Origin of the sequence: Burkholderia cenocepacia, assembly GCF_900446215.1 — a bacterium.
GTDB classification, from domain to species: Bacteria; Pseudomonadota; Gammaproteobacteria; order Burkholderiales; family Burkholderiaceae; genus Burkholderia; species Burkholderia cenocepacia.
Map to the genome: position 1 here is coordinate 1 of NZ_UAQZ01000008.1, position 15,716 is coordinate 15,716.

Consider the following 15,716-nt stretch of genomic DNA (forward strand, 5'->3'; position numbering starts at 1 on the left):
ACGCAGGAAATTCTCGAGATCGCGGACGGATTTTTCCGGTCGATCACGGCCGTCAGCAGCCGGTCGGCCGTCGGCTCGCCCAGGCGTTCATAGATCAGTTTGAGGAAGTACGCCGCCTGCAGACCGACGACGTCGTTCGCACTGGCCATCCGCTCCAGCAGCGTGTTCGGCAGCGCGTTGAGCGACAGCGTCTTGCTGATCGAGGCCTTGTCCTTGCCGATTTTTTCCGCCAGCGTGTCTGGTCGGAAAAGACCTTCTCGTCGAGGAGACGTTTCCACGCAACCGCATCGTCGAAGATCGTCTGGCGTTCGTGGTCGTGGTTCGCGCGATACGCGATCGTATAGAGCTGCTCGGGCGTGTGATCCGTGCGGAACGTCGCATTGATCGTCTCGTCGCCGTTGATGCTCGTCGCACGCAGCCCGGCGTTGCCCGTCGATCACGACGAGCTTGCCGGGAAACTCGGGGAGTCGCGTGACCTTGATCGGCTCGATCTGCCCTTCCCGTTTCAACGTCAGTGCGAGCTCGTGCAGGCTCGATTCCGAGTAGAACACACGCGGATTGAACGGGTTCGGGATGCAGTCCTTGACCAGCACCTTCTGCGGCGCGCCAAGATCGGCCGTACCGGCGGCGTGGCGGCGGCCGGAGCACTGGCGGGCGTCGCTTCGACGACCGCAGCCGGTGCGGCCGTCGGCTCGGGCAGCCGCGTTTCGAGCGCCGCATTTTCCTGCGCGAGTCCGCGCAACAGGCCGGCCGCGAGATGCAGGTTGCCGGTCGGTTTCTTGTCTTTCGAGGTGTCCTTAGCCATGGGCGGCTCCGGTAGCGCGCGTCGACGCGATGTATTGGCCATTTCCGTGACCAGCCTTTCGATTTCCGCGCGGGCTTCCTTCAGGCCCTTCAGTATCGATTGTGGTGATGGATCGTGGTGCGAGCGCGAACGTCTGACGATAGACCTCGCGTTGCGCGATCTGGCTGTCGAGCAGATGCTCCCCTATTTCTTCAGCCCTTAGAATTTTTAAAATTTCTTCACGCATTTTAGTTTTTCCATTGACGCTATTCAGCATCAATGCGGAAGAAAGTTGAGGATTCGAACGGCGCGCATCGACTCGATCATGCGGATCATCGCGACGGTGCTGTACAAGTCGGCCGGCGAAGGCGAAAGCGGCACTAGGCAGAAGTCGGCTACTTCGAGGACGGATGCAATACGCGGATCTTCCAGGTTGCCGGGGCAGTCGACGACGATCACGTCGAAGTTCGCGTCCTGCTTCTTGATCTCACCGCCGATACCGCGGCCCGCGGGAGCCAGCGAAAGGACCGTCATCGGCAGCGTGTTCTCGCCGCTCGTGACCCAACGGACGGAAGTGCCTTGAGGGTCGGCATCGATCAACGCGACCTTGTTACCGCCGGCTTCGAAGGCAGCCGCGATGTTGACGGAGATGGTTGTCTTTCCAGTCCCACCTTTTTGATTACTGACGGCGATCTTGAAAGCCATTAAATTCCTCCACGGAGTTTTTCGTAATATATGCAGTTATTAACGGAATGTCCAGAAAAGCGTTCGAAGCAGAGGATATTTTGTTGATCGTTGTGGTCGTTACGTGACAAGTGGGCCGAATGGCTAAGGCGTTACTCGTACTTATTGATCCAAGAAAACAAGTCAGTCGCTCATGTTTGTAAAATCGAACGACAAGCACGAGCCAGTTCGCCGTCTTCGGCAACGATCGCGAAACCTTTTCTCAGAGAGTTGATGTCTCGTCGTGCTTCAGTCTGAGACGAAATTCGATACAAATCCGGGGCGCTGAGACCCCGGTAACGAGGAAGAGCCGGTTGTCACGTGACAAGTCGCCGGATATCGATTCCTCCGAGTGCTACGTCGAGCGAAAGTTTTCGATTGCGACCTGGAGCGCGGGGTAATCGCTTCACTCTAATTATCGATACACGGGCGCTAAATCGCGGACGTCTACCTGGGAAGATGAGTTGTCACGTGACAAACAATCCCAAGGTGCTGTCTCGGATAGGGGATTTGTGGTCAGTTAAGAATAGTTGTTGCTGGTCGACGCTCGCGGCGTGGAGGCATATTGTCGGGGAAACGCACGAAGTTGATAGTTTTCGCCGAGGTGGTTTGTCCGTGTGTCCATCGGTGAGTTGTCACGTGACAACAGGACGCGATGCCGGGAAGTTCAAGCGATGGCGACTCTATGGCGAGGAGCGCCCCGTTGCTGTCGCAAAGAAACGGCTTGGGGCTGCGAAGGCCTTGGCACGATCGGTTGCGCGGCCAAATTCCTGCCGGCGTGCGGACCCTCAAGGGCGGACGCAATGCTGCCGAGCTCTGTCGCAAAGGCTGCATGGGGCTGTCATGATATGTCCCCATTTATAGGAGCGCGACCCTGCGTTTCCACGCGTGCCGGCCGATAGGGTAGGTTGCTTCGTGGCCGCCAGCCGGTGCCTGCGCTGGTGGACTGTTGATGCCGGAGATAGCCGCAGGTATGAACTGCTACTGGCGCTGAATCCATACGTCAGAGGCATGTAACAACCCAAACGGGTCGGATCGTGAAACATTTCCCGAAAATAAGCACTCGCCCGGAAATCCTTGTCGGGCAATGGTTTGCGCCATATTCTTCATGCTGTTTCACGCAAAACGGATGCTGCACCCTCGGGAAATAGGGGCGTATGAGTTTTCAACGCCCGGGCATTGAAGATTGATACGGCTGCGGCTAGATTTGTTTTGATTGATATGTGATTTGTTGTTTTTGATACGTTTCGGCTGATTCTTCGCGGGATCCGCCGATGAGCCGGGAGGATCGGTGCTCTACCATTGAATTCCCTTGAGCCTCCAATCGAGTACGGGGCGCACCGATATTTAGCGCCAGTTGTCACGTGACAACGCACACGTCGGTCGCGCGATTCATGGAATGGTGGGATTCGGAGTAGATAGAAGTTGACGCCGGGCATTCGTGGGCCGGTAATCGCAGCGCGACCGGTACAACGCAGTCTTCAGAAGAGAGCGGCTACGATCCGCTCAGAGAGCGTCGGTTCAGGGCGATTTATCTGTAGCCGAATGTGAGATCCGAGCTGGGATGCGGCCGCTCGACACGCGTCGGCTGCGGTTTGACGTTCAACAGCGACTGAGTAACCGTCTTCCGAGTCAAGCCCGATGAAGTGAATCGTCCCAAGGCGTGTTGGTTTTGACCATGGCATTGAGCATGGTTAGGAGCTTGCGCATGCAGGCAACAAGCGCGACCTTGGACAGTTTGCCGGCGGCCTTCAGGCGTTGATAGAAGGCTCTGATGGCGGGGTTGTAGCGTGTGGCAGTCAATGTAGCCATGTACAGCACGCGACGGATCGCGAAGCGGCCACCTTGAACCCGTCGTCGCCCATTACGTAAGCCGGAATCGCAAGCAATGGGAGCGACGCCAACGAGGGCTGCAATCTGACGGCGATTGAGCCGGCCCAATTCGGGCAGTTCTGCGATCAGGCAGGCGCTGGATACCGGGCCAATTCCATGTGTGGACTGCAACAGGCGGTCGAGTTCACCGAAGTGCTGGCGTACATGAGCGACCATCTGAGCGTCAATGTCATCGAGTTGTGCCTGGATGGCGGCAATGATAGCCAGCAGACTTGAATGCAGACCAACCGGCGTGATCTGGAGCCGCTGTCGCTCCGAAAGGAGCATGGTGAGTAGTTGGCGCCGTCGGGTCACCAGTGCAGCCAGCCACTGCTGCCGCTCGTCGGGAACGGGACGTAGCAAGCGGGACAGATCGTCCCGACGCAGTAGCACGGAAGCCAGTTCGGCAAGCATACGTGCGTCGATGGCGTCGGTTTTGGCCAGACGTCCCATCGAGCGGGCAAAATCGCGTGCTTGCCGAGGGTTGACGACAGCGACCGGCAAACCCGCACCTTGCAAGGCGCACGCCAGCTCGGTCTCGTAGCCACCGGTCGCCTCCATCACGACCAACTGCACGTTCAGCGGCTGAAGGGCAACAGCCAGGGCCGAGTGGCCCTCGGCATCGTTGTTGAATCGACGGATGTCCAGATTGGCACCCAGTACGGAAACATCGACGTGAGCTTTTGCGACGTCAATGCCGACCGTTACGGCAGAAGGAGCAGACATGATCTTCGGATCCCATGCTTGTACATGCGCACTCGATGTAAATGGCGCGCGTAACCGTTCGGGCTTCAGGAAGACCAGCACGGCAACCGTGCGTTTTGTACTCAGTCACGGGCTCCAACACCCAAGCGCGGGGCAAACTGCACGGTCTCGTCTGGCTACCACCAGACTTTACCGTACTGGTCAGTACTGAACATACAAGACGCCGAGCATTCATCCGAGCTGGAAACATATCGGTATCCAACGCTGCAACCCAAGCCCGTCGACGTCGCGTGTGCGAAGCCAATTTCAGCCCTTCGAATCCCGTCGAAACCGACACATCTCCGCCGCCGCACCGCAATCAATAGCTCGCCACGATCGACAGCGCGACGTCCGCTCCGCCTCGCAGGCTATCGATATCCCGTCGCGGAGAATTACCAAACAGCCGGCTATATTCCCGGTTGAACTGCGTCGGGCTCGCATACCCGACCCTGAACGCCGCCGACGCAGCGTCGAGCCGCTCGGCCAGCATCAGCCGACGTGCCTCGTTGAGCCGTATCCATTTCTGGTATTGCAGCGGACTCATGCCGGTGAGCTGACGGAAGTGGTGATGGAACGTCGAACTGCTCATCTGAACCTGCGCCGCAAGATCATCGACACGCAACGACTCGTCATAGTGAGCGCGCAGCCACCGGATCGCGCGCGACACACGGTTGCACTGGCTGCCGGTGGACGCAATCTGTCGCAGACGGCCGCCCTGGTCGCTCGTCAGCAGCCGGTAGTAGATTTCCCGCTCGATGTACGGGCCGAGAACCGCAATGGCGTGCGGGTCGTCCAGCAGCGCGAGTAACCGATTCAGCGCGTCGTACAGCGGTTCGGTCATGTCGCCGACGACGAGTCCGCGGCCTGCTGGCGCATCGTCGTGATCCGGCGCGACTTGCATCATCAGTTCGGCCATGACGCGAAAATCGAGCTTGAGACCGAGCCCGAGAAACGGTTTGTCGGGGCTGGCCTCGATGATCTGCGTCGAACCGGGCAGGTCGAGAGACGTGATCAGAAAGCGATCGGCATCGTAGATGTAGGCATCCCCGCTCTGCATGACCCGCTTTGCACCTTGAACGACGAGGCCGAAGCTCGGCTCGACCATGCACTCCATCGGCTGCGTCGGCGCTTCCCGTCGGTGAAAGCTCAAGTTGGGAATGGCCGTGTCGAGGTGATCGACACCTTCGGTCCACCTCGCGACGCGTTCCGCGAGGGTCCGTCGCAGTTCGTTCTCGCGGCTGCGGCCGGTCGAACGGTGGCTTGCCTGGTCGAATGCCGCGATGGCGATGTCGTCGTCTTGTTGGCCGGATATGTATCGGGCGGATGCCGGGTGCATGACTTCTCACTCAGGTAATCGGGTCGACAGGCATGCCGTCGACGTGCAGGGGAGGCCGGCAACGCGTGCATCGCCTGGAATCGCGGCACGGCCGTCTTCACGGAAGGCATGTGCGTGCCGCGACTGGCGGACTACTTCGTTGCCTGCGATGTGCAAAACTGCCAGCGTCGCGATTTCGCCGCCGGTGCCGCCGCGCGCTCGTCGACCGTGCGCCACCAGCGTTCGCCGCGATGCGGTGTGTCGAGATCGAGGCGTTCGCCCATCCGCGGCGTCGACAGCTCGATGCCGCGCACGAGCGCCAGCGCCGTGACGCGCTCGAACGGCTCCTGCCAGCGATGCATCGCGAGGTCGAACGTGCCGTTGTGGATCGGGATCAGCCAGCGCCCGCGCAAATCGATGTGCGCCTGCACGGTTTCTTCCGGCTGCATGTGCACGTAAGGCCATTGCGTATCATAGGCGCCTGTTTCGATCAGCGTGACGTCGAACGGTCCGAGGCGCTCGCCGATTTCCCGGAAACCGTCGAAATAGCCGGTGTCGCCGCTGAAGAACAGGCGCAGGTCGTCGTCGACGATCACCCACGACGCCCACAGCGTACTGTTGCCGTCGAACAGGCTGCGCCCGGAGAAGTGCTGGGCAGGCGTCGCCGTCAGCGTCACCCCGGCCACGTCCACGCTTTGCCACCAGTCGAGCTGGCGGACCTTGTTCGCGTCGATCCCCCATTCGATCAGCCGATCGCCGACGCCCAGCGTCGTCACGAACACGCCGGTGGTTGCGGCGAGCGCGAGCACCGTGTCGCGATCGAGGTGATCGTAATGGTCGTGCGACAGGATCACGCCGCGCAGCGGCGGAAGATCTTCCAGCGCAATCGGCGGCGCATGGAAGCGCTTGGGCCCGATACGCCGAAACGGCGACGCGCGCTCGGCAAATACCGGATCGGTCAACCAGAATTCACCGCGCAACTTCAGCAACAGCGTCGAATGGCCGAGCCGGTAGAGGCTGCGATCGGGCGCCGCCTCGAGCTCCGCGCGGGTCAGCGAATCGACCGGCAACGTGCCGGCAGGCACCGTATGACGCGGCTTGTTGACCAGCATGTTCCACGCGATTCCCAGCGTCTTGCCCAGTCCTTCGGCGGGGCGCGGCGCAACATTGGCAAAGCGCTCGCCATCGTGCTGCGGCGAACTGCCGGACAGCGTCCGGCCACGTCGGGCGGCCGCGAAACCCAGAATGCGGTGAATCAAAACGAGAGGCGATGCCATGTCGGTTCATCCGGAGAATAAAGTACACTAAACAGTGTAGTTTATTTTTGGGATAAGTAAACTGCCCGGTGTAAAATTTCTCAATGGATACCAGCACTCCCCCTCAGCGTCTGACCGACCGAAAGCGCGCGGCCATCGTCGATGCGGCAATCGAGGAATTTCTCGCGGCCGGCTACGATGCGACGAGCATGGATCGCATCGCTGCGCGCGCGGACGTGTCGAAGCGCACCGTCTACAACCACTTCCCGGGCAAGGAGACGCTGTTCGCCGCGATCCTGAACAAGCTGTGGGAGGCGACCCGGACCGGCAGTTCGCCGACCTATCGCGCCGACGTACCGCTGCGCGAGCAACTGCTCGCCTTGCTCGACCGCAAGTTGCGCTTGATGAATGATGAGGCCTTCCTCGCGCTGGCGCGTGTCGCGATCGGCGCGGCCATCCATTCGCCGGAACGGGCGCGCGACATGGTCGAGCGTCTCAGCGAGCGGGAGGAAGACCTCACGGTCTGGGTGCGTGCGGCAGCGGCGGCCGGCCGCCTGTCGGTCACCGATCCGGTGTTCGCCGCGCATCAGCTGCATGGCGCCGTGAAGGCCTTCGCGTTCTGGCCGCAGATCACGATGGGCCAGCCGCCGTTGACGGCGCAGGAGCAGCAGAAAGTTGCGGAATCGGCTGCCGACATGTTCCTCGCGTACTACGCGCGACCGGACGACGGCGTCGCACCGCATCGCCAGCAAGACTGAACGCGCCACCGGAAGCATCCAGATCGACGGACAGCTCGAAGCCACTGCGATGTGCGCGCGGCGTCGACGAGCGGGCAAACCGGCCGATCCCTGGAAGCACGAACGCCAACTGGCGCCTACCCGTGTCGATCGGCCATCTGGCCTAGACTGAACGATACCGCCGGCGCATCCGAAGCCGGACGCGAGCAACGACCCATGAAGACGCTGTTGATCGTCTATCACACGATGACCGGAGGCACGCAGCAGATGGCCGCAGCGGCTGCCGCAGCGGCGCGCGAGCAGCCTGGCGTCGACGTCAGGTTGCAGCGCGCGGACGCAACGAGTGCAGCGGACGTGCTGGCCGCCGACGCGTACCTGTTCGCGACGCCGGAGAATCTTGCGGCGATGTCCGGCCTGATGAAGGATTTCTTCGATCGCTGCTACTACGCGGCGCTCGATCGCGTGAACGGCCGGCCGTATGCGGCGATGATTTGCGCGGGAAGCGACGGACAGAACGCGTTGCGCCAGATCGACCGGATCGCGACCGGATGGCGGCTGAAGAACGTGGCGCCCGGGCTGATCGTCTGCACGCATGCGCAGACGCCAGAACGTATTCTCGCGACGAAGACGATCGACAGCGAAGCACTCGCGCGCTGCGCCGAACTGGGTGCGGGCCTTGCCGCGGGACTTGCGCTGGGCGTTTTCTGATGCCGGATGCGGCGGCGTCGATCTGCCGAATGAACATCGACAGGATTGGCGGCTGTTCGCGCAATACTCATTCCGCAAACGCCGAACCCGCCGGGTCCCGGCACTTCAGCTGTCTTTTACCGTGGTCGAAGGCTGGTGATATTCAGGCCAAAGACGCTTCACGAGATCGCGCGACGCGCCGTAGGCGTAGCAACTGTCGATCTTGAGCGGCTTTCCTTCGCCGTCGCGGTAATCGAGCGACGATCGCCGCATGCCGACCATCGTCTGATAGGCCGTCGTCGCGATCGGGCCGAGCAATTCCTTGAGGTGTGTGCACGTATCGCAGGACGGCAGGCGCTTGCGAACCTCGCTGTTCCAGCCGGCGCCGATGTTCAATCCGACGAGCGCCTGCAGCGAGTCGCCGCCGCCCGGACACTGCGCATACGGATGTGAACGAATGAACGTGGATACGGCGCGGACGACCATGTCGACGTCGAACACCAGCGTCACGCCGAGATCGTGGAGCGGCGTCCGCGCCACGACCGTCCGCGCGCCGCCGGGGGGTGTGAAATCGCTGGTCTTGCGGTCCGCGAGGCAGGCCGTCACTTCGAACAGGCCGTCGCTGCGCCGATAGCCGCGCATGTCGATCTGCCGATGGTGAATCTCCTCGCGCGTGATGCCGTCGTGTGGGGTGTCGTCTTGGGAAACCATGCATCCGCTCCATCTCGTGTAACCGGGGCTTTTCGCAGGCAACGGGATCGCGCCCGGCTGACCGGGCGCGTGGGGAAAAGCAGGCGAGACATGCTGCCAACGAAGTCGATGCGGCCATACTACGCACTTTCCGATATCTTCGTCCGCGCCGCGATCGATGCGGACGCAACGAGTCGTGTATCGATGCCGGTGCACACGAGCGTCAAGGACGCGTGTCGCGCGACGTCGCAGGTCCGCACAACGCGTCGCGGATGCGATACGCCGCCGTTCGACTGTGGGTCGCGCGGAAGATCGCGTATCGGTCGGCCCGCCCCCGATTTCCGGCCGTGGCCGCGAATGGCGTGACATCCGGAAGCGTATCCATATAATGCGCAACACGACCGCGCGGACGCATTTCCGGTGCCCCGAATCGGGCGAATGCAGACCGGTGAGTCAACCGGCCGTCCCGCGTACCGGTATACTTCCACTCCTGCCTTGTCCGGCATCGAGGCCGGGTGCCTGAAAACAGAGTGGCGTGCGCGATGCGGCCCCGTAGTATTCCGCACCGGCGGCAGGCCGGCCGCGCGCATGGCGGCGAAGCTTTTGTGCCGCGCGGCATGGCCGCACGAACCACACCTTATATTCCTGGTGGATTGAATTTATGGGTTTTGAACAACTTGCCGAATTGCGGGCGCAGCTCGCAGCGAAGGCCAAGCAGGAGCGCAACGCGAAGCGGCCGGCAGCGCCGACGGACGCCGGCGCGAAGCCGAAGTCCGGCGACCAGCCGTCCCGCGGCGCCAAGCCGGGTGCCGGCGCGAAGGCGCAGCATCGGGCGAAGCCTGCCTCGGCAAAGCCGTCGGCGCCGGTCGATCCGGTCATCGTCGCAATCGGCAAACTGCAGCGGAAGTTTCCGCGCGCGTTCCCGAAGAATCCGGCCCCCAAAGTGCCGCTCAAGGTCGGCATCTGGGACGATCTCGCCCGCGAAGCGCAGGCCGTCGGCCTCAGCGAAGCCGAACTGCGCGAAGCGATGTCGACGTGGTGCCGTGGCAATCGCTACTGGTCCTGCCTCGTCGAAGACGCGGTGCGCGTCGACCTGCAGGGCAACGAAGCCGGGCGCGTGACGCACGACGATGCGGCGCGTGCGCGCCGCCTGAAGGCTCGCCGCCCGAACAAGGGCGCGGCGCAGTCGGCCAAGGGGGCGCCGCAGCAGCCGAAGGCCGAGCAGCAGGCCGAGGCAGCTGCCGCGCCGCAACCGGCGGAAGCCGAAGCGGAAACGAAGGTGCAGACCGACGTCGCGCCGCAGGACGAGCAGCAAGCGGCCGGCAACGAGTAATCCGCACTGCGCTGCCGTCGACCGTACGGCGCGTGCTCGCATGCAGGTTGCATGCGATGAATCACACGACAGACCGACTTGCCTCGACAGAGGCAGGTCGGGACTGCCTCACCGGCGCCGATCCGGCCGGTACATTCCCCTCTCTCTCGTCGAACAATCAACGTGACCGGACGGACAACGTTCGATCCTGGCGCACACGATATTTCGACCGTGCTGATGGAACGTAAATAATACGCATCATCGATTAATCCGGTGCGTCAGTCAGATAATTCGTTTTACGAAATGATGGCGTGAAAAACGTCGATCGACGCGCGCGCGGTCCCGTGTGCCCATCCCGACAAAACGGCGCGCGATAATCACGGCTGGATCGTCGGACTGCGGGCAAGCCAATCGCCGCGATACAAGCAGCCTTTCGAAAAGTAAGGCAAGCCCGCGTCGGCCCCGAGTCACGCCCGGCTTCATCCACGTCGATACAACCCGGATCATGAACCCGAGACATTCCGCGATTTTCGTCGCGCTCGCCGCCGCTGCGCTGTTCGGCGCCGCGACACCGCTTGCCAAGGCGCTGATCGGCGCGATGTCGCCGTTCATGGTTGCGGGCCTGTTCTATTTCGGCAGCGGCGTCGGGCTCGGCATCGGGATCCTGCTGCGCGGCTGGCGTAGCCGTCGCGCACCGGCCGCGGATGCGGCGCCGCTACGGCGTACCGATCTGCCGTGGCTGGCCGGTGCGATCGCGGCGGGCGGCGTGGCGGGCCCGGCTTTGCTGATGCTCGGGCTGTCGAGCACGCCGGCGGCGACGAGCGCGTTGCTGCTCAATCTCGAAGGCGTGCTGACGGCGGTGATCGCGTGGGTCGTGTTTCGCGAGAACGTCGATACGCAGATATTCGTCGGCATGGTGGCGATCGTCGCCGGCGGCACGCTGTTGTCGTGGACGCCGGACCGCGCCGGCGTGCCGGTCGGCGCGTGGCTGATCGTCGGTGCATGCCTGTGCTGGGCGATCGACAACAACCTGACCCGCAAGGTGGCCGCGAACGACGCGATGGTGATTGCGTGCCTGAAAGGGCTGATCGCGGGGCCGGTGAACATCGGCATCGCGCTGGCGACCGGCGCGACGCTGCCCGCGATACCGGTTACGGCCGCGGCGATGCTGACGGGGCTCGGCGGCTACGGGATCAGCCTCGTGCTGTTCGTCGTCGCGCTGCGTCATCTCGGCAGCGCGCGCACCGGCGCGTATTTTTCGATCGCGCCGCTGTTCGGGGTCGTGTTGTCGTTGCTGATCTGGCCCGCGCTGCCGCCCGCGACGTTCTGGATCGCAGCTGCGCTGATGGCGCTCGGCATCTGGCTGCACGTGCGCGAACGGCACGAGCACGCGCATGAGCACGAGCGGCTCGAGCATACGCACCGGCATCGGCACGACGACCATCACCAGCACTCGCACGATTTTCCGTATGACGGCGACGAACCGCACACGCATCCGCACGTGCATTTGCCGATCACGCACAGCCATGCGCATTTTCCGGATATTCATCACCGGCATCGGCATTGATCGTGTCTTGAGCAATGCGTGTCGCGCGTCGCAAGGTGACCGTTTATGGGAAACGCGGACAGCCGGTCGTCGACAGGTCGTCGACGCATGTGCCGGCGACCGCACATCGAAGGCCGCTCGTCACCGGGTCGCGTTGAGGGTGCGGAATGCGCTCCGTTAACCGGATCGCGCGTTCGACGATCATTCGGTCGATGTTGCGCGCGATGCCGGCTCGTGGAAGCGGAATGTGGCGTCGAAGTCGCGTAACGGCAGGTTCTCGCTAGCGACGCGGCGAAACAGACGACGGTACGTACGTTGCCGCGCCGACTATCGCGCGCGAGGAAAGCAGAAACCGAAATCCTCGCAGCCCGGGCATCCGGGGGCGGGCCCGGGTGCCACACCGAGCGATGCGGCCACTTCCTGCGCAAGGAATTTCTTCCAGCGCAGATGCGCGACGTTGCGTGCGGCAAGCGCGGGGAAAAAGCGCTCGAGCATCGCGGATACCGCGTCGCGCCCATCGAGCCCGAGGTCGCGCCACAGATGATCGGGGCGCAGACACGCATGCGCGATGATTGCGGCGAGGCAGTCGGCATCGTCGCGAGCGACCGCGGGATTCGCGTCGTCCATCAACCGCGCGTGCAGCGTCGCGACGAATGCCGCGTGCGTGGCCGGCAGCGCTGGCGGCGTGACCGTCGGCGCGAGTGCGGCGATATCGGCGGATCGCAGATGCGGAAACTGCCGGGCCAGCAGCCAGGCGAACTGGTCGGGAGACAAGCCCAGCAGCGTCAGTTCGTTACGCCCCGCGCGTGCCGCAACGAGTGTGCCGAACAACCGGGCATCGGGCACGTCGGCGTTGGCTGTCGCAGATTGCAGCGACTGCAACGCCTGTTCGTACGTGCGATCGGCCGAAGCGGTCATCGTCAGCCTCCGGACGGGAACCAGGCCGCACGCATGCGACGTGCACGACGTATCACCATCGCGATCGTCACACGATCACTCGACGCCGACGATCACGCTCGACGCCTTGAAGATCGCGGACGCAGCGGTGCCGCTCGCGAGGCCGAGACGATCGACGCTGTCGTTGGTGACGATCGCGACGATCTCCGCGCCGCCCGCGGCCTTGATCACGACTTCCGAATTGACCGCGCCCTTCGCGACCGACGCGACGGTGCCCGTCACGCAGTTGCGCGCCGACACCTTGCTGCTGTCCACATCGACCATCACGATGACCGACGATGCCTTGACGAGCGCGAACGCCTTCGTGCCGGCCGCGAGGCCCAGCGACGCCGCGCTGCCGTGGGTGATCACGGCGACGATCTCGAGGCCGTCCTGCGTGCGCAGCGTGATTTCGTCGTTGACGGCACCGGGCTTGACGGCGCCGATCTGGCCGGCGAATTGGTTGCGGGCGCTGGTTCGCATGATGATTCTCCGAGGTGGATGCCGCGGCCGGCCCGGCTGCGGCAGCAGATGAATGGAAATGCATCGGCCAGTGTACCGGCAACGCGGGTGGGCGTCGCCCAGCGGATGCCATGACGCGCATCACGAAAACTCGCTGTCATCGCGCGTTTCGTGCCGGCGGCGATGACGCTACGGCGCTGACGGGCCGCTCGCGGGCGTCGCGGCGGCGGAGCCGGCAGCCGTCGCGCCGTCGCTCTCCCACCCGCCACCGAGCGCGAGGAAGAGCCGCACCTGGTCGGCCGCGACCTGGCCTTCGGCCGCCGCGACCTGCGCCTGCACGCTCGTCAACGTGCGCGTCGCATCGAGATCGGCGATGAACGATTCGCGGCCGGCCGCGTAGAGACGATGGGTTTCGGCGGCGGAATTGCGGGCCGACTCGTACGCGGTGCGCAGCGCGTCCGTACGCTGCACGTCGGCGGCATAGGTCGCGAGGCTCGACTGCGTTTCGCGCAGCGCATTCAGCACGACGCCGTCGAAGTGCGCGAGTGCGCCGCCCGTCGCGGCTTCGGCCTCGCGCACGCGCGCGCGCTGGCCGTTGACGGGGAACGACCAGCTGATCAGCGGACCGAACGACCAGCGATTCGTGGTGGACGAGAACAGATCGGCGGCGACGCCGACCGAGCCGGCCGACGCGCCGATGCTGACCGACGGGTACAGCGCGGCGGTCGCCACGCCGATCCGCGCGGTCGCGGCGGCGAGCTGCCGCTCGGCTTCGCGCACGTCGGGGCGGCGGCGCAACAGCGCCGCGCCGTCGCCGATCGGAATCGGCTGACGCAGCTTCGGCAGGCGTTCGCACTCGGCGGCGGCCTTCGGCAGATCGGCCGGCGCGCGCGCGAGCAGCGCCGCGAGCTGGTACTGCGCGACCTTGCGGCGGCCCTCGAAGCGCGGAATGTCGGCGGAGAGCGTGCGCACCTGCGTCACGCCGCGCGTCACGTCGGTCTGGTTGCCGCGTCCGGCATCGCGCAGCCGCTGCGACAGTTTCACGCGCTGCTGCTGCAACGCGAGCGACTGCTTCGCGATCGCCAGTTCGTCGCCGGCCGAGCACGCTTCGACGTACGCGCGCACGACGTCGGCCACGACCGTGATGCGCGCGAGGTCGCCGGCCGCCTTGACGGCCTCGCTGTCCGCGCGCGCGGCTTCGACGCCGCGCCGCAGCTTGCCGAACAGGTCGAGCTCGTACGACACGTTGATGCCGACCGTGCCTTCGTTGACGACCGGCAGCTTGTTTTCGAGCAGGTATTGCTCGGCCGATTCCTGCGCGCGCTGCACGGCCGCTTCCGCGCCGCCCGAGAATCCGCCCTGTTCGTTCGCGACCACCAGCGCCGCGCGCGAGCGGGCGAGGTTGGCCGCGGCGACGCGCAGGTCGGTGTTCGACTTCAACGCGTCGCGCACGAGCCCGTCGAGGACCGGGTCGTCGTACAGCTGCCACCAGTTGCCGGGCACCGCGTCGCGCGACACCAGCGCGCCGTTCGCGTCGTCGAGCGCATGATTCGCGAGCGGCGCATTGACGTACGCGTGCTGCGGCAGCGTGTAGTCGGGGCCGACCGACTTGCACGCACCGAGTGCGAGCGCCAGCGGGGCGAGCGTTGCCGCGACGCGCAGACCGTGCCGCTTCATTGCGAGGCTCCGGTGGCGCTCGCGGCCGTACCGGACGCAGCCGGAACCGGCGCGCTCGCCGATGCGGTGCTGGCGCCCACCGGCTTCGCGTTGTCGTTGCGGCGCGCGTCGGCGCCGCGCATCGACACGGTCGCGGTGCGGCCCGCGATCATCCGGAAGTCGTCGGGCACCTCGTCGAGCACGACGCGCACCGGCACGCGCTGCGCGAGCCGCACCCAGCTGAACGCCGGATTCACGTTCGGCAGCAGATTCGCGCCCTGCGTGCGGTCGCGATCCTCGATCGCGGCGACGATGCTCTGCACGTGGCCGCGCAGCGCATGCGGCTCGCCCATCACGATGATGTCGACCGGCTGGCCGATATGGATGCCGCGCAGCTTGGTTTCCTCGAAGTAGCCGTCGACGCGGAACGAGTTGCGGTCGACGACCGACAGCACCGCGCGGCCGGCCGGCACGTACTCGCCGACGCGCGGGGCGCGGTCGTTCAGGTAGCCGTCCACGGGACTGACGATCGTCGTGCGCTGCAGGTTCAGCTTCGCGGTGTCGAGCGACACCTGCGCATCGGCGACGCTCGCTTCGCCCTGCTCGACGCGCGTGCGGCTTTCCTCGACCTGTTCGCTCGCGACCAGGTTGCCGAGCTGCAGGTTGCGCGCGTATTCGCGCTTCGCCTGCGCCAGCGTCGCGCGGCGCTGCGCGAGCGTCGCTTCGGCGAGCCGCTCCGCGAGCGCGTAGCGCGCCTGGTCGATCACGAACAGCACCTGGCCGCGCTTGACCTCCTGGTTGTCGGCGACCTGCACCGACGTGATGAGGCCCGACACGTCCGGCGCGACCTGGATCACGTCGGCGCGCACGTGCCCGTCGCGCGTCCACGGCGAGAACATGTAGTAGTTGATGATGCGCCACAGCACGAGGCCGGCCACGACGACGACGATCAGGGTGAGCAGGACTTGCCCTGCCGAGAGCCAGGTTTTTTTCACG

At 64.5% G+C, this 15,716-nt stretch carries 12 protein-coding genes and 2 pseudogenes; 4 read left to right on the forward strand and 10 right to left on the reverse strand.

Annotated features, from left to right (window positions below; genetic code table 11):
* The 5 genes and pseudogenes from DTA15_RS16925 to DTA15_RS16945 form a co-directional block, all read right to left on the reverse strand.
* Positions 1-805, reverse strand: a pseudogene (locus DTA15_RS16925) (ParB/RepB/Spo0J family partition protein); the annotation flags it as partial.
* Positions 798-1,489 (reverse strand): annotated as a pseudogene (locus DTA15_RS16930) (AAA family ATPase). The pseudogenes DTA15_RS16925 and DTA15_RS16930, both read right to left, overlap by 8 nt.
* A 1,650-nt stretch (positions 1,490-3,139) precedes the next feature.
* Positions 3,140-4,105, reverse strand: coding sequence for an IS110-like element ISBcen8 family transposase (locus DTA15_RS16935; RefSeq protein ID WP_006476181.1), 966 nt, complete (start codon positions 4,103-4,105; stop codon positions 3,140-3,142).
* Between the two features lie 337 nt (positions 4,106-4,442).
* Positions 4,443-5,459, reverse strand: coding sequence for an AraC family transcriptional regulator (locus tag DTA15_RS16940; RefSeq protein ID WP_006491931.1), 1,017 nt, complete (start codon positions 5,457-5,459; stop codon positions 4,443-4,445).
* Positions 5,460-5,590: 131 nt separating this feature from the next.
* Positions 5,591-6,715, reverse strand: coding sequence for an MBL fold metallo-hydrolase (locus DTA15_RS16945; protein WP_006489071.1), 1,125 nt, complete (start codon positions 6,713-6,715; stop codon positions 5,591-5,593).
* Between the two features lie 83 nt (positions 6,716-6,798).
* On the opposite strand from DTA15_RS16945, the gene DTA15_RS16950 reads away from it, so the two are divergent.
* Positions 6,799-7,452 carry a TetR/AcrR family transcriptional regulator gene (locus DTA15_RS16950; RefSeq protein ID WP_006489088.1) on the forward strand — a complete coding sequence of 218 codons (654 nt, stop codon included), beginning with the start codon at positions 6,799-6,801 and terminating at the stop codon, positions 7,450-7,452.
* A gap of 195 nt (positions 7,453-7,647) precedes the next feature.
* On the forward strand, positions 7,648-8,139 hold the full coding sequence (locus tag DTA15_RS16955; RefSeq protein WP_006489078.1) for a flavodoxin family protein: 492 nt from the start codon (positions 7,648-7,650) through the stop codon (positions 8,137-8,139).
* A gap of 105 nt (positions 8,140-8,244) precedes the next feature.
* Here the strand turns inward: DTA15_RS16955 and DTA15_RS16960 are convergent, their stop codons facing one another.
* Positions 8,245-8,829: a DUF2889 domain-containing protein gene (locus DTA15_RS16960; protein ID WP_006489083.1), complete on the reverse strand. Its 585-nt coding sequence runs from the start codon at positions 8,827-8,829 to the stop codon at positions 8,245-8,247.
* A 640-nt stretch (positions 8,830-9,469) separates the two neighbouring features.
* Here DTA15_RS16960 and DTA15_RS16965 point away from each other — a divergent pair.
* A complete protein-coding gene (locus tag DTA15_RS16965; RefSeq protein ID WP_006489074.1) occupies positions 9,470-10,141 on the forward strand; it encodes a ProQ/FinO family protein in 672 nt (223 codons plus the stop codon).
* 484 nt (positions 10,142-10,625) lie between these two features.
* A complete protein-coding gene (locus tag DTA15_RS16970) occupies positions 10,626-11,687 on the forward strand; it encodes a DMT family transporter (protein WP_006489069.1) in 1,062 nt (353 codons plus the stop codon).
* A gap of 306 nt (positions 11,688-11,993) precedes the next feature.
* On the opposite strand, the gene DTA15_RS16975 is transcribed toward DTA15_RS16970, so the two are convergent.
* The 4 genes from DTA15_RS16975 to DTA15_RS16990 form a co-directional block, all read right to left on the reverse strand.
* On the reverse strand, positions 11,994-12,584 hold the full coding sequence (locus tag DTA15_RS16975) for a nitrogen fixation protein NifQ (RefSeq protein ID WP_006489089.1): 591 nt from the start codon (positions 12,582-12,584) through the stop codon (positions 11,994-11,996).
* Between the two features lie 75 nt (positions 12,585-12,659).
* Positions 12,660-13,085 (reverse strand): TOBE domain-containing protein, encoded by a 426-nt coding sequence (locus DTA15_RS16980; RefSeq protein WP_006489093.1) that lies wholly within the window; start codon positions 13,083-13,085, stop codon positions 12,660-12,662.
* 168 nt (positions 13,086-13,253) lie between these two features.
* Entirely contained in the window at positions 13,254-14,741 is a 1,488-nt protein-coding gene (locus DTA15_RS16985) for an efflux transporter outer membrane subunit (RefSeq protein ID WP_006497848.1), read from the reverse strand.
* A complete protein-coding gene (locus DTA15_RS16990; RefSeq protein WP_006481647.1) occupies positions 14,738-15,715 on the reverse strand; it encodes an efflux RND transporter periplasmic adaptor subunit in 978 nt (325 codons plus the stop codon). Before DTA15_RS16990 ends, DTA15_RS16985 begins: the two co-directional genes overlap by 4 nt.
* Position 15,716 lies beyond the last annotated feature (1 nt).

Coding starts and splice junctions, on each gene's coding strand:
- DTA15_RS16980 (WP_006489093.1), bottom strand. CDS start 13,085: ATGCGAACCAGCGCCCGCAACCAATTCGCCGGCCAGATCGGCGCCGTC.
- DTA15_RS16965 (WP_006489074.1), top strand. CDS start 9,470: ATGGGTTTTGAACAACTTGCCGAATTGCGGGCGCAGCTCGCAGCGAAG.
- DTA15_RS16955 (WP_006489078.1), top strand. CDS start 7,648: ATGAAGACGCTGTTGATCGTCTATCACACGATGACCGGAGGCACGCAG.
- DTA15_RS16960 (WP_006489083.1), bottom strand. CDS start 8,829: ATGGTTTCCCAAGACGACACCCCACACGACGGCATCACGCGCGAGGAG.
- DTA15_RS16975 (WP_006489089.1), bottom strand. CDS start 12,584: ATGACCGCTTCGGCCGATCGCACGTACGAACAGGCGTTGCAGTCGCTG.
- DTA15_RS16970 (WP_006489069.1), top strand. CDS start 10,626: ATGAACCCGAGACATTCCGCGATTTTCGTCGCGCTCGCCGCCGCTGCG.
- DTA15_RS16935 (WP_006476181.1), bottom strand. CDS start 4,105: ATGTCTGCTCCTTCTGCCGTAACGGTCGGCATTGACGTCGCAAAAGCT.
- DTA15_RS16945 (WP_006489071.1), bottom strand. CDS start 6,715: ATGGCATCGCCTCTCGTTTTGATTCACCGCATTCTGGGTTTCGCGGCC.
- DTA15_RS16985 (WP_006497848.1), bottom strand. CDS start 14,741: ATGAAGCGGCACGGTCTGCGCGTCGCGGCAACGCTCGCCCCGCTGGCG.
- DTA15_RS16940 (WP_006491931.1), bottom strand. CDS start 5,459: ATGCACCCGGCATCCGCCCGATACATATCCGGCCAACAAGACGACGAC.
- DTA15_RS16950 (WP_006489088.1), top strand. CDS start 6,799: ATGGATACCAGCACTCCCCCTCAGCGTCTGACCGACCGAAAGCGCGCG.